Raw genomic sequence first — 21,698 nt, forward strand, 5'->3', positions numbered from 1 at the left:
CATCCTAAAGAAGAAGCCTGTGAGCGCCTTTCAGTCTGCTGGAACGGGCGGGGAGCCGAAGTCACATCCTGCGTTTGGTCTTGGCCGTTGCTGGCGCCGTCCAAGGGTCTTCGGGCCAAGGATGCTTCGGATAGCGTCCGCGCATCTCCGAGCGGACCTGGGCATAAGGGCCGTTCCAAAAGGAAGCCAGGTCATCGGTCACAGCCAGCGGTCGCCTTCCCGGGGAAAGCAGGTGGAACAGCACCGGTATCCGCCCGCCAATCAAGCGGGGCGTCTCGGCCCAGCCGAAGCATTCCTGTAGTTTGACCGCCACAACCGGCCGGCCGCCGTCGTCCGCCACGTCCGGATAGTCGATTCTCACCTTCGAACCGCTCGGCACCTCAAGCCATTCCGGCACTAAGTCACCAAGATGGGCCGCCTCGGGCCACGGGAACAACCGCGTTAACGGCTCGGCCAGGCCAATCCCGCTCGTCGCAGCCCCTCCGGCCAACGCTTCGAGCTCCGGCGCCAGCCACTTGTCCAGCTGGTCCAGCAACGCCTGCTCGGAAACGTCCGGCCAAGGCGCACCCAATTCCCGGTGCAGCAGGGCCAGGCGTCGGCGCAGGGTGTCCGCCGCCGTCGACCATCCGATAGTCCCCAAGCCGTCCTTCGCCAGGGCGCGGGCTACGGCAGCGCGACCGTCTTCCACGGAAGGCCGCACTGGTGTCGACGAAAGCGCGATCGCCCCCAGTCGCCGTTCCTGCCGCGCCGTGACTCGGCCCTGAGTGAATTCTGCTTCCACGGTGTCGCTCAGGAGATGGCTGGCGGCAGCTTCGGCCGAATCCGCCATGAGGGGCGCGGCGGAGCGGATGACGGCGCCGGTCCCTGCCGCATCCCGGCCCTCCCCGCGGGACACTTCGGCCACTGCGAGCCAATCCTGGCCGGCCAACGGACTGCCCGCCGGTAGCCCGGCGCGGGTCCCGGAAGTCAACAGGTAGCGCTCAGGGCCTGCGCCCGGAACGCGGCGCGCCACTCGGTCCGGGAACGCGAGCGCGACGACGAACCCGAGCGCTTCCGCAGGGCGCGCCCGGGAAGACAGACTCGGCGGTGCGGGCAGGGAAAGTACGACGCCGGAGCTCTCCTGGCGTGCGATCGCGTCCAAGCGTCGGACATCCTCTGCCCAACGTCCGGCCGCGGGGTCCTTGCCTGACCGTAGGGAGGCCAAGAGGCGCGCCAGATCAGCTGCAGGGGCACGATGGTCTCCAGCAACGAGGGCAACGGCCTCCGCCGCCGCGCGGTGCCCGACGATAGGGGCGCCATCGAGCAGTGCGCGGGCCAGGCGCGGATCGGCGGGAATCCTTGCGAGGGTCTTTCCCACGTCCGTGGCGAGTCCGTCCGGGGAAATCGCGCCGAGTTCCCGGAGCACTTCCACCGCATCATCCATCGCTGCTTGGGGCGGCGCGTCTGGAAGGGCCAGGCCCCGGCCACCTGGCGATCCCCAACAGGCCAGGACTAGTGCGGCGCCCGTCAGGTCCGCGGCCGCGATTTCCGGTGTGGGGTGGGCAGGTGCGCCACCATACGCTTTTTGCTCGTAGCAGCGGACCACGCGTCCTGGCCCCTGGCGGGCCGCACGTCCGGCACGCTGATCGGCGGACGCGCGCGAGCAGGAGACAGTGACCAAGCCGGACATGCCGCGGGTGGAGTCGCGCCGCAACTCGCGGGATAGCCCTGCGTCGACGACCAGCCGCACTCCCGGAACTGTCAGGGAGGACTCCGCCAATGCTGTCGAAACGATGATTCGGGGTGGTCCGCCGGGTTCCCGCCCGGAGACTGCCCGGTCTTGTTCTGCCGGGCTTGCCTGTCCGTGAAGCTCCAGCACCTCCGCGTCCGATAGGTCCGCAGCAAGGAGGCCGCGCAGACGTGACGCGACGTAGGAAACCTCCCAGGCACCCGGGACGAACACGAGGGCGTCGATGCCCGGATCAGTTGCGAGCGCTTCGGCGTACGACGCTGCCGCCGTGTCCGCCACATAGTCCAGGAAAGCGCGGGCGACTCCGCGAGCATCGAAGCGCGGCACAGCCGCTGGCGCCCAGTCCACCTTCAAGGGGTGCAGCGCCGAAGGGCAGTCGACGACGGGAGCCGGCCCGCCGCCGTCGTGCTCTCCGAATGCGTCTCCACCGGCAGGGGCGCCCCCAATCAGCTCGGCGAACCGTGGCGCGTCCAAGGTTGCCGACATCGCCACAAGTGTGAGGTCTTCGCGCAACTCACGGACCTCGATGAGCATTCCGAGCAGCAGGTCTGTCTCCAGGCCGCGTTCGTGGACCTCGTCGAGGATCACAGCATTGATGCCCTCAATCCCTGGATCCCCGAGCAGCCGCCGCAGGAGGATTCCCGGGGTGACGAATTCGATGAGGGTCCCCGGACTTGTCTTGTTTTCTCCGCGAACCGTGTATCCGACGCGGTCCCCCAGGCTGCTACCGTCGAGGGCGGCGAGGCGTCGTGCGGCCGAGCGAGCGGCGACCCGTCGTGGTTGGGTCACCACCACTCGGGGGTGTTCTTTCCCGTTGACGGAGCCAGTCGCGATGTTGGCAAGCAGGGGCGGAACGAGCGTGGTCTTTCCGGTCCCTGGAGGCGCTTGCACGACGGCGGTTCCGGCCGCTCCGCTTGCGCCGAGCGCTTCGGCGAGCGCCCCCAACGAGTCCGTGAAAACGAGTCCTGCCCCGATCGCGTCCAGGTCAAAGAGGCGGCATGCGAGCGCGGCGTTCCGCGGGACGAGAGGGGAATTCACCCCTCCATTGTGCATACATGCGGTACCGAGCCAGAAAGGTGGACTGCTTGCCGAATCGGGAGGACGATTAAAGGGCAATCGCTAGAAGGAGGTCAGTGATGTGCTACGGGTACTACAAGGAATTCGGTCGGGACACCAGGAAAGATGAAACGAAGGAACCCGAGGAACGTCCTGAGCCCAAGGTCGACGTAAAGGACTTCATGTTCTGGGCCTTCCCACGCCGCCACCGTGAGTTCACCAACGATCCGGAACCGGTTATCGACCGGACCCGCGAAAGGGTCTAGCCCAAGAAAGTGAAAGGAATGTCCCGGACGGGGCGTTCCTTTCATTCCGGCGGCATCTCGGCTCCCGTTTCAGCTGCACTGCGACTCCCCGAAGTATCACCGCCATGAATACATCAGCGCTCAGGAACGGAGCCGAAGGCAAATGACGGCGGACTCCATCACTCTTCTCATTGTGCTCATTGTCTTGTTGGTCATCTGGTTTTCGATGGCCATCCACATCGTCACCCAGTACGAGCGTGGCGTCCTGTTGAGACTCGGCAGGATCCAGGGCCTCAGGACCCCCGGGCTTGTGATCATTATTCCGTTCGTCGACCGGCTCAGGAAAGTCTCGCTGCGGATCGTCACCATGCCCATCCAGTCACAGGGCATCATCACGCGGGACAACGTGAGCCTGGACATTTCCGCTGTTGCCTACTTCCGGGTGGTGGACGCCATCAAGTCCGTCCTTGCCATCGAAAATGTCTACTCCGCGATTGACCAAATCGCACAGACAACGCTGCGCAAGGTGGTGGGTCAGCACACGCTCGACGAGACACTCGCAGAAACGGATGTCATCAATGCCAACATCCGTCAGATCCTGGATGGACTGACCTTGGAATGGGGTGTCGAGGTGACCCTGGTGGAACTCAAGGACATCCAGCTGCCGGACAGCATGAAGCGCGCCATGGCCCGCCAAGCCGAGGCCGAGCGTGAAAAGCGCGCAAAGATCATCGCCGCCGAAGGCGAGTCCCTGGCCGCCGCGGCGCTGGGCCAGGCCTCCGACACCATGATGGCCCACCCTTTGGCCCTGCAGTTGCGCAACCTGCAGTCCATGGTGGAGATTGGCGTGGACAAGAACACCACTGTGGTCTTCCCGGCGCCGTTGATGAGCACGATCGGCGAGCTTGGAGCATTCCTTGCCCGCGAAGCCGCCGCGGCAAAAGCCGCGCAGCCGCAGAGGACGACTGTGACAAGACGGACTATGGCGGCGGGGTGAAACTGAACGGCGACTGCGCTCGTTGAACCGGTGGTACGGCGAAAATAAGATGACGAATACAACGTCCGGTACAGCCTGAGAGCCGGGCACCAACCGTAGAAGGAGGAAGACAATGACCGACCCCCTACGGGGCCGCGCCACCGCCTTCCTCGGCCGTATTGGCCTGCTTGCCGCGCTCTTGTCGATCATCGCTGGAATCCTCGGGATGCACGTGATGGGCGGCAGCCACAGCATGCACGACCCCATCGCTATTGGGATCAACGCCCAGGAACCCGGCACCCACGGTGGCCACGCTGTGCTACCCGGCGATCCATCGCCGCCGGCAGGCGCATCCATTCGGCAATCCGCTCAGCTGCCCGCATCGCATTGCACAAGCTCGGGCGCCTGTACCACGATGTCGGCCATGAGCGCCGTCTGTGTGCCTGCCCCGAGCCATAACTCGCTCGCGGCACCTTTACCTGGCGTTCCGCCATACGCAAATGAGGGCACCGCCGAGGCAGGCGCTCCTATAGCCGGCTATTCGCACCGTCCGGGTAGTCCTTCCCCGGGCGATCTCTGCATCAGCCGCACGTAAAACGCGCAGCCGCATCGAGCCGCTCGGCCTGTTGCACACGACTTCACCCTGACGCGCCACCCACGTGGACCTGCCGCGCGCGTTCCACCCAGCCGGACCTCTGTGCGGCTGATTGATTGAAGGACCCCAAAACCATGAAGAAAACCTTGACCATGACGGCCGCTGCCCTTGCCACCGCCATCGGCCTAGCTGGCTGCTCTGCCGGAAGCGGAAGTAGCAACATGCCAGGAATGAACCACGGAAGCGTGCCGGCGTCGTCGTCCGGTTCGGCGGTGGGCATTACCGGAGAGCACAATGCTGTGGACGCGGCGTTCGCCCGGATGATGATCCCCCACCATGCCCAGGCCGTTCAGATGAGCGACATGGTGCTCGCGAAGAAGGATATCCCGGCACCGGTGAATGCACTCGCTGGGAGGATCAAAGCAGCCCAAGGACCGGAGATCGAGAAGATGAGGGGCTGGCTCAAAGACTGGAACGAGCCCGCTGAGATGTCCGGCGAACACATGATGGACGGAATGATGGGTGACGATGACATGAAGACGCTCATGGCTTCCCAAGGCCTCGAAGCAGCCAGACTGTTCCTGACCCAGATGATCGCCCATCACCAGGGGGCCGTGGTCATGGCACAGAAGGAAAGCAATGACGGCAAGAACACTGACGCACTGAAACTGGGCAAGGACATCGTCTCGGCACAGGAGGCCGAGATCAAGGAAATGAACGAACTCCTGGGAACCCTCTAGTCAAGTGCACCGGTCCACCTGGGCTTCCCGGCGTGGACCGGTGCCCTCGGCTGGAGTAACAGTATCCGTGCTGGTCAGGCCGTAACGTCTACGGAAGAGTCGTCCGCTGCGAAGACAGCTTCCGCCACGTCTTCCCGGAGGTGGTAGTCCCTGGCTTCGACCGGGTACAGGGAACCATTGACCACGTAATAACCACGGCCTTCCCCTGGGCCGCCAGCCGCGGAGTCTATGGCAGCTATCAGCTGTGGTTCCAAAGGCTGTTCGCTGCCGAGCTCCCGCAATCTAGCGAGGTCCTGGGCCTCCAGGCGACTGATCAAACCCGGAATATCGCACATCTAAAACACCGTCCTTTTCGGTCCGTAGGAAAGGTCCGCGCCGTCGCCCCAGCCGTAGGTGCATGCCAAGAACAGTAAGCCCGGGCATCGTGCGTGGCAAGGGCCAAATCAGGACCAGCCCACTGACTGGACACCACTTGCCCGGACTGGTGGTTTCATGCGGCGTTCTTGGTTCCGTCGCTTACTGTTCAGTAGCTGTCGGCAACATCGAGGGAGTGACTTCACCATGCAAAGCCCACTCGGGCGACAATGTCTCTTTCTCCTCTACCCGGCGCGGCTTTCTGGCCGCCGCACTGACGGGCGCAGCTTTGACTCTCGCGCCGGTTTCGTTCGCGGCAGCCGCTACCGGGACCAGCAAGACCAAGACGATCACCGGCCATCTGGACCCGGGTGCCGCAGACTTCGTGTATTTGCCGATCGAGGTGCCCGCGGGCGTCAATAAAATCAGCGTATCCTACACCTACAGCAAGCCCCAAGTGCCCTCTGGACTTCTCGGGAACGCCTGCGACATCGGAATCTTCGATGAGAAGGGAACTGACCTCGCCGGCAAGGGCTTCCGCGGCTGGTCGGGCGGTTTCCGCACCGAATTCAGCATCAGCGCCGGCGAGACGACACCCGGTTACCTGCCTGGACCCGTAGGAAAGGGAAGCTGGAACGTTGTCCTCGGACCGTACCAGGTGGCCGAACAGGGCCTTGACTACACCGTGAACGTCACGCTCGAGTATGGACCGGACGGGACGCCTTTCAAGCCCAGTACCCGCCGCAGCAGATCGCCGGCCGCGGCGCAGCCTGGTACCGCGGCGATGCGCACCTGCACACGGTCTACTCCGATGGAAAGCGCACCCCCGAAGAGGTGGCAGCGGGCGCCCGCGCCGCGCGTCTCGACTTCATGATCTCGACGGACCACAACACCCCGGCGTCGCACGGCGTCTGGGGACCGCTCGCGGGCAACGACCTGCTCATCCTCACGGGTGAGGAAGTCACCACGCGCAACGGCCACTACCTCGCGCTCGGCTTGGAACCCGGCGAGTGGATCGACTGGCGCTACCGGGCCCGCGACAAGGGATTCGAGAAGGAAGCCCAGCGGATCCACGCCTCCGGCGGGATTGTTGTCCCGGCGCACCCGTACTGCCCGTACGTGGCCTGCCGCTGGAAGTTCGGGTATGACGACGCCGATGCGGTTGAAGTGTGGACGGGCCCATGGACCGTGGACGACGAGTCCTCTGTCAACACGTGGGATTCGATGCTTGCCCACTCCGCGAGGACAGGTGGCCGCTGGCTCCCAGCCATGGGCAACAGCGACGCCCACAGCTTCCCGCAGGTCATCGGCTTCCCCCACAACGTGGTCAACGCCACGTCTTTGTCCCGCGATGCCCTGCTGGACGGCATCCGCAACGGCCGGAACTGGATCGCCGAGTCGGCTGACGTCTCGGTGGACTTCACGGTGACATCCGGAGGCAAGAGCGCGACGGTCGGTGATCGTCTCAACGTCGCGGCAGACGCTCCCGTCACGGTGACGGCGAAGATCGCCGGCGTGCCGAACGGTGTCGTTCGCTTCATCACGGATGAAGGGCAAACCCAGCAGGTCACGCTTCCCGCAGGGGGCCAGGGAACGAGCACGTGGCTCACTACCCCGCAGCTCGCGGCGTACGTGCGCGTCGAGGTCCGGCATCCAAAGACCCGACGGCACCTCGGGCAGCGGTACCGAGATGGGAACGAACCTCCCGCTCGGCCCCATGGCAGCGTTGACCAACCCGATTTTCCTCGGCGCCAGCTAACTGGTCCGGTGAGGGAGGCCCTGCCAGTACCCCTACCAGCAGGGACTCCCTCACCTCGGAAATCTCCTGTTGGATGGATAGTGCCAATCCTCCGTCCACCAACAGGAGAAACATGCTTACCGTGAACGCTTACGCCGCCCCGTCCGCGAGCGAAGCCCTCATCCCGACCACCCTTGAGCGCCGCGATGTCGGCGCCCACGACGTGCTGATCGAGATCAAGTACGCAGGCATCTGCCATTCAGACATCCACACAGTCCGCGGCGACTGGGGACCACAGTCCTACCCGCTAGCCCCCGGCCACGAAATCGCCGGAATTGTCACTGAAATCGGCCCCGAAGTCACCCGGCATAAAGTCGGCGACAGGGTAGGCGTGGGCTGCATGGTCAACTCCTGCGGCGAATGCGAAAACTGCCGCAAGGGCGAGGAGCAGTATTGCCTGAAAGGCATGACCGGGACCTACGGCGCCGTCGACCGCGATGGCACCATCACCCAGGGCGGATACTCCACCCACGTCGTCGTGGCCGAGGACTTCGTCGTACGGATCCCCGAAGGAATAGCGCTCGACGCCGCCGCTCCCCTGCTGTGCGCAGGCATCACCACCTATTCGCCGCTTCGGCACTGGGGTGCCGCTCCCGGTAAGAGGGTCGCCGTCGTCGGACTCGGCGGGCTAGGCCATATGGCCGTCAAGCTGGCGCACGCCATGGGCGCCGAAGTCACGGTGCTGTCCCAGTCGCTGAAGAAGATGGAAGACGGCCTGCGCTTGGGCGCAGACCACTACTTCGCCACGAGCGACCCTGTGACGTTTGAAGAGCTCGCGGGAACTTTCGACCTGATCATCAACACCGTCAGCGCCCCGATCGACATCAGCTCCTACCTTCAGTTACTGAGCCTCGACGGCGCCCTGGTAAACGTGGGCGCACCGGCAGAGCCGCTCCCTGTCAACGTGTTCTCGCTCATCACCGGACGGCGATCCTTCGCCGGATCTGCGATCGGCGGCATCCGTGAGACCCAGGAAATGCTCGACTTCTGCGCCGAACATGGACTTGGTGCCGAAATCGAGGTCATTCCGGCAGACAAGATCAACGACGCCTACGAGCGCGTGCTCGCGTCCGACGTGCGGTACCGCTTCGTCATCGATACGTCCACACTGGGCTAGACGGGAACGAGTGGAGTACACCACCAAAAGTCCCTGCGGGGCGCTTGCACAGTGGCTCCGGCCGCGGGCTTGCGTCCCGCGGGGACGTTCTGCTGTCGGCGTGGCTCCCTTGGCGGCAAGACTCCGCACCAACGATGATGTCCCCATGAAGGCAACACTATGAACAAGAACCGGCTTGAGGCATTCAGCGACGGCGTCCTAGCCATCATCATCACCATCATGGTGCTTGAACTGCGCGTTCCTCCGGAACCGACGTGGAATGGCCTTCTCAGCGTCATCCCGACATTCCTCAGCTACCTGCTCAGCTTCGTCTACGTGGGGATCTACTGGAACAACCACCATCACATGATCCAGCTGGCCAACCGGGTCAACGGCGCTATCCTATGGGCAAATCTTCACCTTTTGTTCTGGCTCTCGCTCTTCCCGTTCAGCACGCGCTGGATGGATGAATCGGGCTTTGCGGAGGTCCCTGTGCTGGCCTACGGGTTCAACCTCCTCTGCGCTGCGATTGCCTACTACGTCCTGCAGCAGGCATTGATTCGTCAGCAAGGGCGGCAAGGTGCGCTCGCCCAGGCGGTAGGCCGGGACTGGAAGGGGAAGACGTCCCCCCTCATCTATCTTACAGGTCTTGGCCTCTGCTTCGCTGGGCCCCTGCTGGCAGTCGCTGCGTACACTGTGGTAGCGCTGATCTGGCTCGTTCCCGACCGACGGGTGGAGCGCTTTGTCACCCGCGCACACCAGGAACGCCTGGGGTAGCGCGAGCCAGAGTCAGCCAGGAAGCACTTCAGACCTTCCGTGAGCGGCGCTCCAACAGAAGGGTGTCGCGCCACTGGCCAGCCAGCGGACCGGCACTCATGCGTGCAATGCGTTCGCGTCGGCCAACGATAGTGAAGCCGTTCGCTTGGTGAAGGCGGATGCTCGCCTGGTTTTCGGGGAAAATGCTGGATTGGATGGTCCAGATACCATTTTCTTCCGTGGACGCGGCCAGCGCCTGCAAGAGCAGGCTTCCGACGCCCCGTCCGCGCGCAGACTCGGCCACATAGACGGAGTGTTCGACGACGCCGGCATAAGCCTGGCGCGCCGACACCGCGGAAACGGCCGTCCACCCCAACACGTGACCGGAGACTTCGGCAACGAAGCGGTGATCCGGGAGGCGGCTCGCATTGAATTGTTCCCACTCGGGAACAGCTGCTTCAAAGGTGGCCTGCCCGGTCTCAATACCCTCGGCAAAAATCGCACGGACCTCGGGCCAATCTTCAGGACTCATGGGCCGGACCAGGACGGCTCCAGCTTCGCTAAACATTCACCCATTATGCACTTTGGATTGGCGAGCCCTTGATTGAAGTCCTCGTCCTTGTTGCACTTGTCTATGAGCAAAGAGCAGCTGATCATCATCGGATCCGGCCCTGCCGGTTACACCGCGGCAATTTACGCGGCTCGCGCCGGATTGAACCCCTTGGTGCTGGCCGGATCAGTCACCGCCGGCGGCGCGCTGATGAACACGACCGAGGTGGAGAATTTCCCCGGCTTCCCCGCCGGCGTCCAAGGCCCCGAACTGATGGAAGGACTGCAGGAGCAGGCCGAGCGGTTCGGCGCCAAGATAGTGTTCGACGACGTCACTGAAGTCGAGCTGGCCGGGCACCTCAAGCGGGTGGTCACCGGGACAGGCGATACCCCCAAGGCACCGGCCGTGATCCTCGCGACCGGCTCCGCCTACAAGGAACTCGGCTTACCGGAGGAGAAGAAGCTCAGCGGGCACGGCGTCTCTTGGTGTGCCACCTGCGATGGCTTCTTCTTCCGCGAGCAGGAGATTGTCGTAGTGGGCGGCGGCGACTCGGCCATGGAAGAAGCAACGTTCCTGACCCGGTTCGCGAAGACTGTCACGGTGGTGGTCCGCAGGGAGGAGCTCCGAGCCTCACGGATCATGGCCCAGCGGGCCAAAGACAATCCGAAAATCCGCTTCGCGTGGAACTCGGCCATCACCGCCATCCACGGTGACGCCAAGGTCACGGGCGTGACCCTGACAGACACACGCACCGGTAAAACGCGCGAACATGCAGCAACGGGCATATTCGTCGCCATTGGACATGTCCCACGGACGGACCTTGTTGCCGGTCAGTTAGATCTCGACGCCGAGGGCTACATCAAGGTTGAGTCCCCTACCACCGTGACCAATCTCTCCGGAGTCTTCGCGTGCGGTGACGCAGTAGACCACCGCTACCGCCAAGCCATCACGGCCGCGGGCACAGGCTGCGCCGCCGCCTTGGATGCCGAGCGGTACCTCGCCGCACTGGAGGATGCTGACAGCATCGCCACCGCTTTGGTCGAAGAACCTACCCACACCTGAACTCACCCTGCTGGGCAGAGAGCATTTATCAAGCCACCCCTAAAAACTACTTTTCGGTATGCCTAACTTAACGGTATCCTCAACATGTTCGTATCCCCGATGTTGAGGAACCCATGGCTACCACTATTGCGGTGCAACCGGAGAGCAAGCCCCGGTGGCGGTCCCGGCTCCTTTTGTTGGGGCCGGCTTTCGTCGCGGCGATCGCCTACGTGGATCCGGGAAACGTCGCGGCAAATCTGACCGCAGGGGCGAACTACGGCTATTTGCTCGTCTGGGTCTTGGTTGCGGCAAACATCATGGCTGTCCTGGTGCAATACCAGTCGGCGAAACTCGGCCTCGCCACGGGCCACAGCCTTCCCGAACTTCTCGGAAAGCGATTGGGAACACACCGCCGCAGGCTGTATTGGGTCCAGGCAGAAGTCGTTGCCGGGGCCACAGACATGGCTGAAGTCATCGGTGGAGCCGTCGCCCTCAACCTCCTCTTTGGACTGCCGCTCCTCATGGGCGGGATCATTATCGGGCTGGCATCCATGATGCTCCTGGCGCTGCAATCATCGCGGGGCCAAAAATCCTTCGAATATGCCATCATGATGCTTTTGGCAGTCATCGCGGTCGGTTTCGTTTCGGGGCTTTTCGTCAGTCCGCCGGAGACCGGAGGCGTCTTGGCAGGATTGGTGCCGCGTTTCGAAGGCACGGACACCGTTCTCCTCGCTGCAAGCATGCTCGGCGCCACCGTCATGCCGCACGCCATCTACCTGCATTCGGCCCTAGCCCGTGACAGGCACGGCTTCTCGGAAGATCCGGCGGTGCGGACAAAACTCATCAGGGCAACCCGGGTGGATGTCGCAGGCGCATTGATGCTGGCCGGGGTTGTGAACATTGCCATGCTCCTTCTGGCCGCCTCCAGCCTGCGGGGAGTCGAAGGTACGGACACCATCGCAGGGGCACATGCCGCAGTCACTTCGGCACTTGGTCCAATTATCGGCGTAGCCTTCGGCGTCGGCCTGCTGGCCTCGGGCCTGGCCTCAACGTCCGTTGGATGCTACGCAGGAGCAACGGTCATGGGCGGCCTCCTCAAGATCCGTGTGCCACTCCTGATCCGCCGTGTGGTCACATTGATCCCGGCCTTGATCATTCTCGGAGCAGGAATAGAACCCACCTTGGCACTCGTCTTGAGCCAGGTCCTGCTCAGCTTCGGCATTCCTTTCGCCTTGATTCCGTTGATCCGGCTCACGGGAAAGCGCGAGGTCATGGGCATCCACACGGATTCAACGGCATTGAAGATTGCAGGGTGGACCAGCGCGGCACTCATTGTCGGCCTCAACTGTGTCCTCATCGTCCTGACAATCACAGGGAAGTCCTAGGCGCTCCAGGCAGCCCCGAACACGCCACGCACTTCGGAGAGGACCCCCCGGACTTAGGCTGGGTCTGAGCGCTGAAGGAGAACCCCCATGAGCAACACCCCGGCCCTGGCCCGTCGGCTGGGTACCTTTGACGCGGTGGTGATCGGGCTGGGCTCCATGATTGGCGCCGGCGTGTTCGCAGCCTTCACCCCGGCCGCGTCCGCCGCAGGATCAGGACTGCTGATCGGGCTAGTCGTCGCGGCCGCCGTGGCATTCTGCAACGCGACGTCTTCCGCCCAGCTCGCCGCCGCATATCCCACATCGGGCGGAACCTACATTTACGGTCGCGAACGGCTCGGACCATGGTCCGGATACCTCGCCGGATGGGGCTTCGTGATCGGTAAAACCGCCAGTGCCGCGGCCATGGCAATGACCTTCGCTGCCTATGCCGCCCCAGCGGGGTGGGAACGGCCCGTGGCGATCGCCGCCGTCGTCGTCCTCGCCGCCGTGAACTATCACGGGGTGACGCGCACGGCCGTCCTGACCCGCATCCTGGTTCTCGGAGTGCTGGCGGCTCTCGCCATTGCCGTGGCAGCCTGCTGGGGCGGCTCTGCTCCCTCGCCAGCCAACATCTCCGGGGACGGTTTGCTGGCACATGGCTGGTACGGGATCCTCCAATCCGCAGGGTTGCTGTTCTTCGCGTTCGCCGGCTACGCGAGGATCGCGACCATGGGGGAGGAAGTCCGCGACCCCCTACGCTCGATCCCGCGCGCAATCGGGATCGCGTTGGGCATCACAGTCATCCTCTACGCTGTCATTGCGATGACCCTTCTTGCGGCCCTCGGTCCGGACGGCGTGGCAGGCACACCAACACCGCTCGACGCCGCTGTCGGAAACGGGACCTTGTCTTGGGCCGTCCCCGTGGTCCGCGTGGGAGCCGCCGTCGCCTCCCTGGGCGCCTTGCTGGCACTCATCGCCGGATTGGGTCGGACCACCCTGGCCATGGCCCGGCACCATGATCTGCCGCATTGGCTCGCCGCCGTCCATCCGCGCTATCGCGTCCCGCATAGGGCGGAAGTCGCGCTGGCCGCAGTGATCTGCCTGATTGTCGCCGTCGCCGATGTGCGCAATGCGATCGGCTTCTCCTCGTTCGGCGTCCTCATCTACTATTTGGTTGCCAACATTGCCGCGTTCACCCAGCCGGCCGCAGACCGCCGCTATCCCAAAGCACTCCAAGTGTTCGGGGCCTTGGCCTGCGTGATTCTGGTGGCTACGCTCCCTCCGCTATCGGCTGGACTGGGGGTCCTCATGTTCGCAATAGGCATCGGCCTGCGCCTGGTCAGGCTGAATCGATAGGGTCCTGGCCTTCCAGCCTGCAAGGGAGGCACTGCCGGTACCTGAATCAGCAAGTCTCCCGGCTGGTCAGGGAGGATTTTGGCCGTAGGCCAGATCAGAACCGGCCGACGGCAAAGCTCTGACAAAACCCGAATCAGGGGTGGACGGCGGGAGTCGCACAGAGCAGGATTGAGCCATGAGCATCCATGAGGCACTTCTGAAGCAGGCCAGCATTACCGCCACGGAAGCCACGCTCGTGGCGAAGTTCGAGATCGAGGGCAACATCCCTGGTTCCGGCGCCTTTGTTGTGGGCCTGGTCGCGGCGACTCCGGACTATTCCTCTCAACGAAGACTGGGTATCGAGTTCATGAACGGGGAGGCGATTGCCTTCTTCTCCTTTAACCACGACCAAAGCGCCGAAGAGAACTACGACCTCAAGGGTGTTGAGCACTCGGGGAACACCATCACGGGCCATTTCCCTCTCTCGGCAATCAACGGCCTTGGCAAGGGACATGTGATGACTGCGTTCAGCGAAGCTGACGGCCGCGAGTTCCAGTCCGGCGTCGCCGTCGAAGAGTCGCTTTAGGACCGGACACTTACGGTCCCATGGAACCGCGCGTCGATTTCATCTCATTGGGCGTGCGCGACGTCGATGCGTCGCGCCGTTTCTATGTCGACGGCCTTGGCTGGCCGGTCCACGCCGAGTTTCCCGGCGACGTCCTCTTCCTCCAGGTCAACCATGGACTGATGTTGTCCCTCTGGAATGTGGAACAGATGCAGGGGGAAGCTGCCGTCGATCCGCCGTCGGGCATCCCATCGATCACGCTGAGCCACAACGTCTCCAGCCCCGAGGACGTGGACCGGACCATGTCGGAAGCCCAAGCCGCGGGTGCCGTCGTCGTCGTTCCCCCGAAGGCACAACCCTGGGGCGGCTACACAGGCTACTTCGCGGACCCTGATGGTTTCCGGTGGGAAATTGCCTACAACCCGACGTGGACGGTCGACGACGGCGGTAAAGTCACCGTCTGAGGCCGGTCTAGGCCTCACCGCTGACCGCTCATTCATGGGACGTCTCTTAAGGCTGCCTGCAACGGGTTCGCTGCCGCTCAGGTTCGAGTACGTAACGCCGTAACCGAAAGCCTCAGCTACTACGCGAGTGTCATGTGACACACGCAAACGGAGGAACAGGACCCGTCGGGTTACCGTTGACGCGAGTAGTTCCAACACAGACGACAGGAGAAATCCGTGGACTTCACCCCCGAATCCGGCACCATCACCATGTTCTCGACCACTTGGTGCGGCTATTGCAACCGCCTCAAGAAGCAGCTGGATGCCAAGGGCATCGGCTACAACGAGGTCAACATCGAAGAGGTTGAGGGCACTGCCGAACTCGTGGAGAAGTTGAACGGCGGCAACCAGACGGTCCCCACGGTCCTCTTCCCGGATGGCACTGCTGCCACCAACCCCTCGGCAGCCGAAGTCGAGAAGCGTCTCGCCGCCTGATTCGCCCCTTCATTTGCGCGAACTGGCAACAGATTCCCCCAAAATCGACGGGGACGGTCATCTGCTGCCAGTTCGCGAGGGTAACCTTCCGCCGTCCTTCGGATTTCGTAGCGCATTGCGCAACATGCCGCTCAAAGCGCAACAACCCTAGTCACTGGTCCTGCCCATGTGATAGACAGTTTGAGATCAGACCCGGGCAACACGTCCGCGGTCCACGAACCTCAAAGGGGAGTTATCCATGGTCCACGCAGTCAAAGGGGCAATCGTCCGCTCGAAGGGTGCACCCGTCACCCTGGAAACAATCCTCGTCCCGGAGCCGGGCCCCGGCGAAGCCTTGGTAGACATCCTGACCAGCGGCGTGTGCCACACAGACCTGCATTACAAGCTGGGCGGAATCAGCGACGATTTCCCCTTCCTTCTGGGGCATGAAGCAACCGGAGTTGTGAGCGCCGTCGGCCCGGACGTCACGGACATCGTTCCCGGAGACCGCGTGATCCTGAACTGGCGGGCAGTCTGCGGCAATTGCCGCGCCTGCAACCGGGGCCAGGCCCAGTACTGTTTCAACACGCACAACGCCACACAAAAGATGACCCTCGAGGACGGCACCGTCCTCTCCCCCGCGCTCGGCATCGGCGCCTTCGCGGAGAAGACGCTCGTCGCCGCGGGGCAATGCACGAAGGTTGACCCCGACGCCGATGCTGCCGCCGTCGGACTGCTTGGCTGCGGTGTGATGGCCGGGCTCGGTGCGGCGATCAACACGGGAGGCGTGAAGCGTGGCGACTCCGTGGCCGTTATCGGCTGCGGGGGTGTTGGCGTAGCCGCCATCGCGGGCGCCGCCCTGGCCGGCGCCACCACCATCATCGCCGTCGATATTGATGCCAAAAAGCTGGACCGCGCACGCGAACTCGGCGCCACGCATGTAGTGGACTCCTCCCAGGGAGATCCCGTTGAGCAGATCCGCGAACTCACCGGCGGTTTTGGCGCAGACGTGGTGATCGACGCCGTCGGCCGCCCCGAAACGTACAAGCAAGCCTTCTATGCCCGCGACCTCGCCGGCACGGTAGTGCTGGTCGGTGTCCCGACGCCGGAAATGACTCTCGAGCTCCCGTTGCTGGACGTCTTCGGCCGGGGCGGTTCCCTGAAGTCCTCGTGGTACGGCGACTGCTTGCCTTCCCGCGATTTCCCCATGCTCGTCAGCCTCTACCGTCAGGGCAAGCTCGATCTCGACGCCTTTGTCACGGAGCGGATCGGCATTGCCGATATCGAGGACGCATTCGACAAGATGCACTCGGGTTCCGTCCTTCGATCGGTGGTTGAACTGTGACGGATGAAACCCTGGCCCCTGAAACCAACACTGTCCGCGTTGAGCGCGTAGTCACGTCCGGCACGTTCTCGCTGGACGGCGGCACCTGGGATGTGGACAACAACGTGTGGATCGTTGGAGACGATTCCGAGTGCATCGTGATCGATCCCGCGCACCAGCCGGCGGCCATCACGGAGGCGATCGGTGACCGCACCGTCAAAGCGATCCTCCTCACGCATGGCCACGACGACCACATCCGATCCGCTGGAGCTTTCCGGGACATCGTCCGTGCGCCGATCCACTTGCACCGTGACGACTGGATGCTCTGGGAGGCGGTTTACCCTGATGCCGATCCCGACGCCGGCATCACCGACGGCGAGATCTTCGAGGTCGCCGGTACCCGGCTCAGCGCCATCCACACACCGGGTCACTCCCCCGGTTCGGTGTCCTTCCACTTGGAGAGCGAAGGAACCGATCATTCCGGAGTACTGTTCAGTGGCGACACGCTGTTCCAGGGCGGACCGGGTGCCACCGGGCGTTCCTACAGCGATTTCCCTACGATCATCGGCTCCATCCGCTCTAAGATCCTGACGCTGCCGGAAGACACGCTGGTCCTGACAGGCCACGGCGACTCCACCACTGTTGGCGCCGAGGCGCCCCACTTGGAGGAATGGATCGCCCGGGGGCACTAGCCAAAGTCCGGTGGTGCGGCCGGTTCCAGGCGCACCACCACGGACTTGGACGCGGGAGTGTTGCTGCCTTCCGCCGTCGAATCGAGGGGTACCAGGACATTGGCTTCCGGGTAGTAGGCCGTCACGCATCCACGGGCTGTGGGGTACGCGATCAAACGCAGCTGGCGTAGGACCCTGTCCACGCCGTCGTCGGCTTCGCTGTGAACGTCAACGTAGCCGCCGTCGGCGAGGCCCAGATCGGCTAGGTCATCGTGGTGGGCAAAAAGCACCAGGCGGCCCTTCTTCACGCCCCGGTAGCGGTCATTCATGCTGTAGGTGGTCGTATTGAATTGGTCGTGGGAGCGGACTGTCTGAAGAAGTAGGCGCCCCGGCGGGACGTGGATGGTCTCCAGATCATTGACGGTGAACATTGCCTTGCCTGTGGCGGTGGGGAACTTCCGTTCGTCCCTGGGACCGTGGGGTAGGACGAAACCGTCGCGGCTCCGGGCCTTCTGGTTGAAGTTTTCGAAGCCCGGAACCACGTGGGAGATGTGATCGCGCACGGCATCGTAGTTCGCCTCAAAACCTGGCCAGTCAACCGGGACCTTGTCACCGAGCACGGCGAGTGCCATGCGGCATACGATCGCCACTTCGGACAGGACCTTATCGGAAATCGGCTCCAGCCTTCCCGCCGAACGGTGAACCGCGCAGACGGTGTCTTCGACGGTGACGAACTGCTCGCCGCCCGTCTGGCGGTCTATTTCCGTGCGGCCCATCGTCGGCAAAATCATTGCTTGTTCGCCCACCACGGCGTGGGAACGGTTGAGTTTCGTGGAAATCTGGACGGACAACCTGGTCTTCCGGACAGCGGCCTCAGCCGCGGTGGTGTCCGACATGGCGTGCACGAGGTTTCCACCGAGGGCGACCAGCACCTTGATCCGGCCGTCCCGCATTCCGCGGATGCTATCGACGGAGTCGACGCCCGGGTGCCGCGGCGGGTCGAATCCGAATTCCTGCTGCAGGGCGTTGAGGAACGGTTCGGGCATCTTCTCCCAAATGCCCATGGTGCGGTCGCCTTGGACGTTGCTGTGGCCGCGGATCGGCGACGGGCCGGCGCCGGGTTTGCCGATGTTCCCGCGGAGCAAGAGCAGATTGACGATCTCCTTGATGGTTGCCACGGCCTTCTTGTGCTGGGTCAGGCCCATGGCCCAGGTAACGATGACTTTTTCGGCACGCAGGTAGCGGGACGCGAGTTCGTCGATTTCCTGGGTCCGCAGGCCCGTTGCGGCGAGGACGTCCTGTTCGTCCAAGGATTCAAGGTGTGCTTTGAACTCTTCCAGCCCTCGGCAGTGTTCCTCGATGAACGCGTGGTCCAGCACTGCCCCCGGGGCAGCTTCCTCTGCTTCCAGGACACGCTTGGACACGGCTTGAAGCAACGCCATGTCCCCTGCGAGGCGGATTTGGAGGAACTGGTCTGCCAGGTCCGTTCCTTTGCCCGCCAGGCCGCGGGGACGTTGGGGGTTCTTGAAGTTGATGAGCCCGGCTTCCGGGAGCGGGTTCACGGCGACAATGCTGGCACCTGCGAGCTTGGCCTCTTCCAAGGCCGTGAGCATCCTGGGGTGGCAGGTCCCGGGGTTCTGGCCCATGATGATGATCAAATCCGCCTTGGCGAAATCCGTGTAGGTGACTGCGGACTTGCCGACGCCGAGTGTCTCCCCGAGGGCCAGCCCGGTGGATTCGTGGCACATGTTGGAGCAGTCCGGCAGGTTGTTGGTCCCGAAGGCGCGCACAAAGAGCTGGTAGACAAACGCGGCTTCGTTGCTGGTCCGTCCGCTCGTGTAGAAAGTCGCTTCGTCCGGTGAATCAAGCGCGTTCAGTTCACGGGCCACAATCCGGAACGCGTTGTCCCAGCTGATGGGGCGGTAGTGGCTCGAACCAGCGGGCTTGTAGACGGGTTCCACCAGCCGGCCCTGCTGTCCAAGCCAGTACTCCGAGCGCTGGGCGAGGGATTCGACGTCGTTCTCGTCCCAGAAAGTGGCCGGAACTTTAAGCGGATCCGCCTCCCACCCGACTGCCTTCGCACCGTTTTCACAGAACTCGGCCAGTTTCCGCTCCGGAGGATCGGGCCAGGCGCAGCTCATGCAGTCGAAGCCATCCTTCTGGTTCATGGCGCGAAGGGACTTCCACATGCGGGACGGGCCCATCTGGCTCAGCGAATGCGGCAACGATTCAACCAGGCTGGGCAGACCCGCGGCCGATCGTTTGGGCGGACCGACGGTGAGGTCCGCGTCGGAATCGTGGACAACGGATCGTTTCTTGTCCATTGCTTACCACCTCACTTCAGGAGGGCGGCACGTTCAACATCGGGTCGGAAGCCACCGCCCGGGGACCACATAGTTGTGGCCTCAAGCGTAGTCCTGGCAGTATCCGTCTACAACGGCAGGCTGGTGCTCGTCGCAGGTAGCAGCGCCTGGAAATCGCCGTCGAGCAGTTCCGCATAGTCGGCGTAGGCTTCGACGACGGCGGCTTCCACGGTGGGGACGTCCAGCTGCGGCAAGAGATCGTTGGCAGCCCCCGCGGTGCCGGGATCCCACTCCAGGCCGAGCGCTTCATAGCTGGCCGTGAGGACTTCCCGGATGGGAGCCGAGTTCTCGACCACGATCACCGAACTGAACAGCCATCCGCCGGAGACCACCCTTTGGGCGGTGCCGATCAGCTTGATCTGGTGTGCCGGAAAATCCGGGTCCAGGCCGTGGACACTGAACTCACCCGGGCAGTACTCACCGGGAATCTCCCCGACGGCGGCCTGCACCCCTACGCGACGGAGAGCACCCGCCAGCAACTCGCCAAAGAATGAAAAACGGGCCTTGGCTCCGGCAATGGCGTCGGCGTGCGGCTCGACGTGGTCGATCACCAAGGTGCCCCGATGGTAGGCCGCAGCCCTTCCTCCCGCCTTGCGGATCAGAGGTTCGAACCCCAGGTCCCGGCACGCCGAGGACGCGGCCTGGAATCCCGGCAGTTTGGCGTCGCGTTGCCCGAAAGCGACCGTGGGGCGGGGCCGGTACAGGCGGAGCGTTGGCCCCAGCAGCCCTCTGCGGGCCCGGTTCAGGAGCTCGATCCCAAAATCCAGGTCATCAGCGACGCCGAGCGATTCTTCCTGTCGCACCACAGTCAGCGTGCGCTGCGCTCCGTTGGGCTCCATCAACCCTTCCTCAGTGTGAGGATCTGTTCGGCGCGGCCGAAGGGGCCGCTGATGTCGTGGAGCACCGTGGACGTGAGGCCGATGCCGTCATTGCCAAAGGAGACCATGTTGTCCAAGCCAAGCCATTCCCCCGCAGGCTCCCGGTACATGTGGATCTGGAGGTCAAGGTTCGGGAAGATGTAGCTGTTCTTCCCGGGCGAAACGCGGGCGGCAATGCCGTTGGCAGTGTCAACGAGTCCGACGAGCCTCGCGAGATCGCGGCTATCCGCCGCATCGGTGAGCGGATGCTCCGTGCGGATCCAGACTTTGCCGGAGCCTGCCCGGTGTCCTTCGGCTATCCGCATTTCCAAAGATCGGATGTAGCCGCCCGGCCACACACTGGCACCGTCCCATGGCTTGCATTCGTCCGGGGCCGGCATTGCGACGTCTTCGATGGCGGCGACGGCACTCGTGTCGCTGGTCGCCATCCTCCAGGCGGTGGCCCGGATAGCCACGCGGCCTGCCGCCGAGAGCTCCGCCTGGATCAGTTCAATCGTTCTGCCGGGGCGGAGCGTGCTGGTGGTGATTTCGAACTCGCCGCCCGGGATCAGTCCCAGGATTTCGTAGCTGAGGCGGGCCATCCGGACGTCGTCGCGAGGCTCATGGCGGAGCAGGGCATCAGCCAAGATCCCCGACGCGGGCGCCATGTGTTGCTCATGCGGATTCCACGCGCCCTGGGCGTGAATAGTTGAGCGAAACCGCCCATCTCCGAGCGATTCGTAGTAGAAGTCGCCTTCCGCGAGGTCCGGAAGCTCAATACTCAACGCCTGCCCTTTCGCCTGTCCGGTAGTGGAACTCAGACCACTGTATCTTCTGGCGCCACAGGCGTCCGACGTCGACGCCAGATGACCAGGAAGACAGCAACCCCGGCAAGGGCGAGGACCAGGAGAACCGCGCCCAAAGGTGAGGCCGCCATGACGGCGAGCCACGCTTCGATTGCCGCAAGCCCAATGGTGGCGTACACGAAGGCCCAGATCGCGGAACCCGCCATAGCCGCAGGGAGGTACCTCTTGAGCGGCATCCTCGCGGCCCCCGCGGCCAGGTTGACGGCAGTCTGGAGTCCGATAGTCAGGAAAGTCAGTACGACGGCGTAGGGGCCAAAGCGCTGTATCAGAACCTGCGCTTTGGCTGCTTTGGGGCGATGCAAGGCGCCGGCTAAACGCGCGCGGTCCCATCCCGCCGCCGCGCCACGGCCGATCCAATACGTCGCGTTGACCCGGACCATCACCACAGCGAAAAGCGACACGAGGGCCACCTCGAAGGGCAGGTCAAGGATCTGCTCCACGCGTTGCCCTCCCCCGGTCTCCTCGGCAGGTAAGTCTTACCTTATCTCACCCGCGAAGGC

At 63.7% G+C, this 21,698-nt stretch carries 23 protein-coding genes; 16 read left to right on the top strand and 7 right to left on the bottom strand.

Going from position 1 to position 21,698, the window contains the following annotated elements; all coding sequences use genetic code 11:
* Nucleotides 1-61 precede the first annotated feature (61 nt).
* A complete protein-coding gene (gene hrpB, locus HNP00_RS02265; protein WP_311770471.1) occupies nucleotides 62-2,767 on the bottom strand; it encodes an ATP-dependent helicase HrpB in 2,706 nt (901 codons plus the stop codon).
* Nucleotides 2,768-2,865: 98 nt separating this feature from the next.
* Between hrpB and HNP00_RS02270 the strand changes: the two genes are divergently transcribed.
* The 4 genes from HNP00_RS02270 (at nucleotide 2,866) to HNP00_RS02285 (ending at nucleotide 5,341) form a co-directional block, all read left to right on the top strand.
* On the top strand, nucleotides 2,866-3,051 hold the full coding sequence (locus HNP00_RS02270) for a hypothetical protein (protein WP_184735442.1): 186 nt from the start codon (nucleotides 2,866-2,868) through the stop codon (nucleotides 3,049-3,051).
* 142 nt (nucleotides 3,052-3,193) lie between these two features.
* Entirely contained in the window at nucleotides 3,194-4,027 is an 834-nt protein-coding gene (locus HNP00_RS02275) for a slipin family protein (RefSeq protein ID WP_184735444.1), read from the top strand.
* A gap of 112 nt (nucleotides 4,028-4,139) precedes the next feature.
* Complete coding sequence (locus HNP00_RS02280) at nucleotides 4,140-4,601, top strand: hypothetical protein (protein WP_184735446.1); 462 nt, start codon at nucleotides 4,140-4,142, stop codon at nucleotides 4,599-4,601.
* 134 nt (nucleotides 4,602-4,735) lie between these two features.
* On the top strand, nucleotides 4,736-5,341 hold the full coding sequence (locus HNP00_RS02285) for a DUF305 domain-containing protein (protein WP_184735448.1): 606 nt from the start codon (nucleotides 4,736-4,738) through the stop codon (nucleotides 5,339-5,341).
* A 74-nt stretch (nucleotides 5,342-5,415) separates the two neighbouring features.
* Here HNP00_RS02285 and HNP00_RS02290 read toward each other — a convergent pair whose 3' ends face one another.
* Nucleotides 5,416-5,676 (bottom strand): hypothetical protein, encoded by a 261-nt coding sequence (locus HNP00_RS02290; RefSeq protein WP_184735450.1) that lies wholly within the window; start codon nucleotides 5,674-5,676, stop codon nucleotides 5,416-5,418.
* 62 nt (nucleotides 5,677-5,738) lie between these two features.
* Here HNP00_RS02290 and HNP00_RS22885 point away from each other — a divergent pair, with 62 nt between their 5' ends.
* The 4 genes from HNP00_RS22885 (at nucleotide 5,739) to HNP00_RS02305 (ending at nucleotide 9,366) form a co-directional block, all read left to right on the top strand.
* Nucleotides 5,739-6,569, top strand: coding sequence for a hypothetical protein (locus HNP00_RS22885; RefSeq protein ID WP_221451056.1), 831 nt, complete (start codon nucleotides 5,739-5,741; stop codon nucleotides 6,567-6,569).
* Nucleotides 6,488-7,579 (top strand): CehA/McbA family metallohydrolase, encoded by a 1,092-nt coding sequence (locus tag HNP00_RS22890; protein WP_221451120.1) that lies wholly within the window; start codon nucleotides 6,488-6,490, stop codon nucleotides 7,577-7,579. The genes HNP00_RS22885 and HNP00_RS22890 overlap by 82 nt, the downstream gene beginning before the upstream one ends.
* The gene (locus HNP00_RS02300; protein WP_184735452.1) at nucleotides 7,567-8,610 is read left to right on the top strand and encodes an NAD(P)-dependent alcohol dehydrogenase; all 1,044 of its coding nucleotides are present in this window, start codon (nucleotides 7,567-7,569) and stop codon (nucleotides 8,608-8,610) included. The genes HNP00_RS22890 and HNP00_RS02300 overlap by 13 nt, the downstream gene beginning before the upstream one ends.
* A 159-nt stretch (nucleotides 8,611-8,769) precedes the next feature.
* A complete protein-coding gene (locus HNP00_RS02305) occupies nucleotides 8,770-9,366 on the top strand; it encodes a TMEM175 family protein (protein WP_184735454.1) in 597 nt (198 codons plus the stop codon).
* A 28-nt stretch (nucleotides 9,367-9,394) separates the two neighbouring features.
* Here the strand turns inward: HNP00_RS02305 and HNP00_RS02310 are convergent, their stop codons facing one another.
* Nucleotides 9,395-9,913, bottom strand: a complete 519-nt coding sequence (locus HNP00_RS02310) for a GNAT family N-acetyltransferase (protein ID WP_260404711.1) — start codon at nucleotides 9,911-9,913, stop codon at nucleotides 9,395-9,397.
* 66 nt (nucleotides 9,914-9,979) lie between these two features.
* On the opposite strand from HNP00_RS02310, the gene trxB reads away from it, so the two are divergent.
* From trxB to HNP00_RS02350, 8 genes are all read left to right on the top strand, one after another.
* Nucleotides 9,980-10,957 carry a thioredoxin-disulfide reductase gene (gene trxB / locus HNP00_RS02315; protein ID WP_184735456.1) on the top strand — a complete coding sequence of 326 codons (978 nt, stop codon included), beginning with the start codon at nucleotides 9,980-9,982 and terminating at the stop codon, nucleotides 10,955-10,957.
* A gap of 113 nt (nucleotides 10,958-11,070) precedes the next feature.
* Complete coding sequence (locus tag HNP00_RS02320; RefSeq protein WP_184735457.1) at nucleotides 11,071-12,321, top strand: Nramp family divalent metal transporter; 1,251 nt, start codon at nucleotides 11,071-11,073, stop codon at nucleotides 12,319-12,321.
* Nucleotides 12,322-12,408: 87 nt separating this feature from the next.
* Nucleotides 12,409-13,656 (top strand): APC family permease, encoded by a 1,248-nt coding sequence (locus HNP00_RS02325; protein ID WP_184735459.1) that lies wholly within the window; start codon nucleotides 12,409-12,411, stop codon nucleotides 13,654-13,656.
* Between the two features lie 175 nt (nucleotides 13,657-13,831).
* Nucleotides 13,832-14,221: a hypothetical protein gene (locus HNP00_RS02330; RefSeq protein ID WP_184735461.1), complete on the top strand. Its 390-nt coding sequence runs from the start codon at nucleotides 13,832-13,834 to the stop codon at nucleotides 14,219-14,221.
* A gap of 20 nt (nucleotides 14,222-14,241) precedes the next feature.
* Complete coding sequence (locus tag HNP00_RS02335) at nucleotides 14,242-14,664, top strand: VOC family protein (protein ID WP_184735463.1); 423 nt, start codon at nucleotides 14,242-14,244, stop codon at nucleotides 14,662-14,664.
* Between the two features lie 216 nt (nucleotides 14,665-14,880).
* A complete protein-coding gene (locus tag HNP00_RS02340) occupies nucleotides 14,881-15,138 on the top strand; it encodes a mycoredoxin (RefSeq protein WP_184735465.1) in 258 nt (85 codons plus the stop codon).
* Between the two features lie 238 nt (nucleotides 15,139-15,376).
* Nucleotides 15,377-16,462 (top strand): S-(hydroxymethyl)mycothiol dehydrogenase, encoded by a 1,086-nt coding sequence (locus HNP00_RS02345; protein WP_184735467.1) that lies wholly within the window; start codon nucleotides 15,377-15,379, stop codon nucleotides 16,460-16,462.
* Complete coding sequence (locus HNP00_RS02350; RefSeq protein WP_311770472.1) at nucleotides 16,459-17,133, top strand: MBL fold metallo-hydrolase; 675 nt, start codon at nucleotides 16,459-16,461, stop codon at nucleotides 17,131-17,133. The genes HNP00_RS02345 and HNP00_RS02350 overlap by 4 nt, the downstream gene beginning before the upstream one ends.
* Here HNP00_RS02350 and HNP00_RS02355 read toward each other — a convergent pair.
* The 4 genes from HNP00_RS02355 to HNP00_RS02370 all read right to left on the bottom strand — a co-directional run bounded on the left by HNP00_RS02355 (nucleotide 17,130) and on the right by HNP00_RS02370 (nucleotide 21,638).
* Nucleotides 17,130-19,436 (bottom strand): FdhF/YdeP family oxidoreductase, encoded by a 2,307-nt coding sequence (locus tag HNP00_RS02355; protein WP_184735469.1) that lies wholly within the window; start codon nucleotides 19,434-19,436, stop codon nucleotides 17,130-17,132. The two genes, HNP00_RS02350 and HNP00_RS02355, sit on opposite strands and share 4 nt — an antisense overlap.
* Before the next feature lie 107 nt (nucleotides 19,437-19,543).
* Nucleotides 19,544-20,314, bottom strand: a complete 771-nt coding sequence (locus HNP00_RS02360; RefSeq protein WP_184735472.1) for a lipoyl protein ligase domain-containing protein — start codon at nucleotides 20,312-20,314, stop codon at nucleotides 19,544-19,546.
* Nucleotides 20,314-21,117 (bottom strand): thioesterase family protein, encoded by an 804-nt coding sequence (locus tag HNP00_RS02365; RefSeq protein ID WP_184735474.1) that lies wholly within the window; start codon nucleotides 21,115-21,117, stop codon nucleotides 20,314-20,316. The genes HNP00_RS02360 and HNP00_RS02365 overlap by 1 nt, the downstream gene beginning before the upstream one ends.
* Nucleotides 21,118-21,149: 32 nt before the next feature.
* The gene (locus HNP00_RS02370) at nucleotides 21,150-21,638 is read right to left on the bottom strand and encodes a VTT domain-containing protein (protein ID WP_184735477.1); all 489 of its coding nucleotides are present in this window, start codon (nucleotides 21,636-21,638) and stop codon (nucleotides 21,150-21,152) included.
* Nucleotides 21,639-21,698 lie beyond the last annotated feature (60 nt).

This window comes from Arthrobacter sp. AZCC_0090 (assembly GCF_014207375.1).
In the GTDB taxonomy this organism is placed as follows: domain Bacteria; phylum Actinomycetota; class Actinomycetes; order Actinomycetales; family Micrococcaceae; genus Arthrobacter.

Excerpts from the sequence above, each read along its gene's own strand:
- HNP00_RS02270 (WP_184735442.1), top strand. The coding sequence starts at position 2,866 with ATGTGCTACGGGTACTACAAGGAATTCGGTCGGGACACCAGGAAAGAT.
- HNP00_RS02275 (WP_184735444.1), top strand. The coding sequence starts at position 3,194 with ATGACGGCGGACTCCATCACTCTTCTCATTGTGCTCATTGTCTTGTTG.
- HNP00_RS02280 (WP_184735446.1), top strand. The coding sequence starts at position 4,140 with ATGACCGACCCCCTACGGGGCCGCGCCACCGCCTTCCTCGGCCGTATT.
- HNP00_RS02285 (WP_184735448.1), top strand. The coding sequence starts at position 4,736 with ATGAAGAAAACCTTGACCATGACGGCCGCTGCCCTTGCCACCGCCATC.
- HNP00_RS02290 (WP_184735450.1), bottom strand. The coding sequence starts at position 5,676 with ATGTGCGATATTCCGGGTTTGATCAGTCGCCTGGAGGCCCAGGACCTC.
- HNP00_RS22885 (WP_221451056.1), top strand. The coding sequence starts at position 5,739 with ATGCCAAGAACAGTAAGCCCGGGCATCGTGCGTGGCAAGGGCCAAATC.
- HNP00_RS02300 (WP_184735452.1), top strand. The coding sequence starts at position 7,567 with ATGCTTACCGTGAACGCTTACGCCGCCCCGTCCGCGAGCGAAGCCCTC.
- HNP00_RS02305 (WP_184735454.1), top strand. The coding sequence starts at position 8,770 with ATGAACAAGAACCGGCTTGAGGCATTCAGCGACGGCGTCCTAGCCATC.
- HNP00_RS02310 (WP_260404711.1), bottom strand. The coding sequence starts at position 9,913 with ATGTTTAGCGAAGCTGGAGCCGTCCTGGTCCGGCCCATGAGTCCTGAA.
- trxB (WP_184735456.1), top strand. The coding sequence starts at position 9,980 with ATGAGCAAAGAGCAGCTGATCATCATCGGATCCGGCCCTGCCGGTTAC.
- HNP00_RS02320 (WP_184735457.1), top strand. The coding sequence starts at position 11,071 with ATGGCTACCACTATTGCGGTGCAACCGGAGAGCAAGCCCCGGTGGCGG.
- HNP00_RS02325 (WP_184735459.1), top strand. The coding sequence starts at position 12,409 with ATGAGCAACACCCCGGCCCTGGCCCGTCGGCTGGGTACCTTTGACGCG.
- HNP00_RS02330 (WP_184735461.1), top strand. The coding sequence starts at position 13,832 with ATGAGCATCCATGAGGCACTTCTGAAGCAGGCCAGCATTACCGCCACG.
- HNP00_RS02335 (WP_184735463.1), top strand. The coding sequence starts at position 14,242 with ATGGAACCGCGCGTCGATTTCATCTCATTGGGCGTGCGCGACGTCGAT.
- HNP00_RS02345 (WP_184735467.1), top strand. The coding sequence starts at position 15,377 with ATGGTCCACGCAGTCAAAGGGGCAATCGTCCGCTCGAAGGGTGCACCC.
- HNP00_RS02355 (WP_184735469.1), bottom strand. The coding sequence starts at position 19,436 with ATGGACAAGAAACGATCCGTTGTCCACGATTCCGACGCGGACCTCACC.
- HNP00_RS02360 (WP_184735472.1), bottom strand. The coding sequence starts at position 20,314 with ATGGAGCCCAACGGAGCGCAGCGCACGCTGACTGTGGTGCGACAGGAA.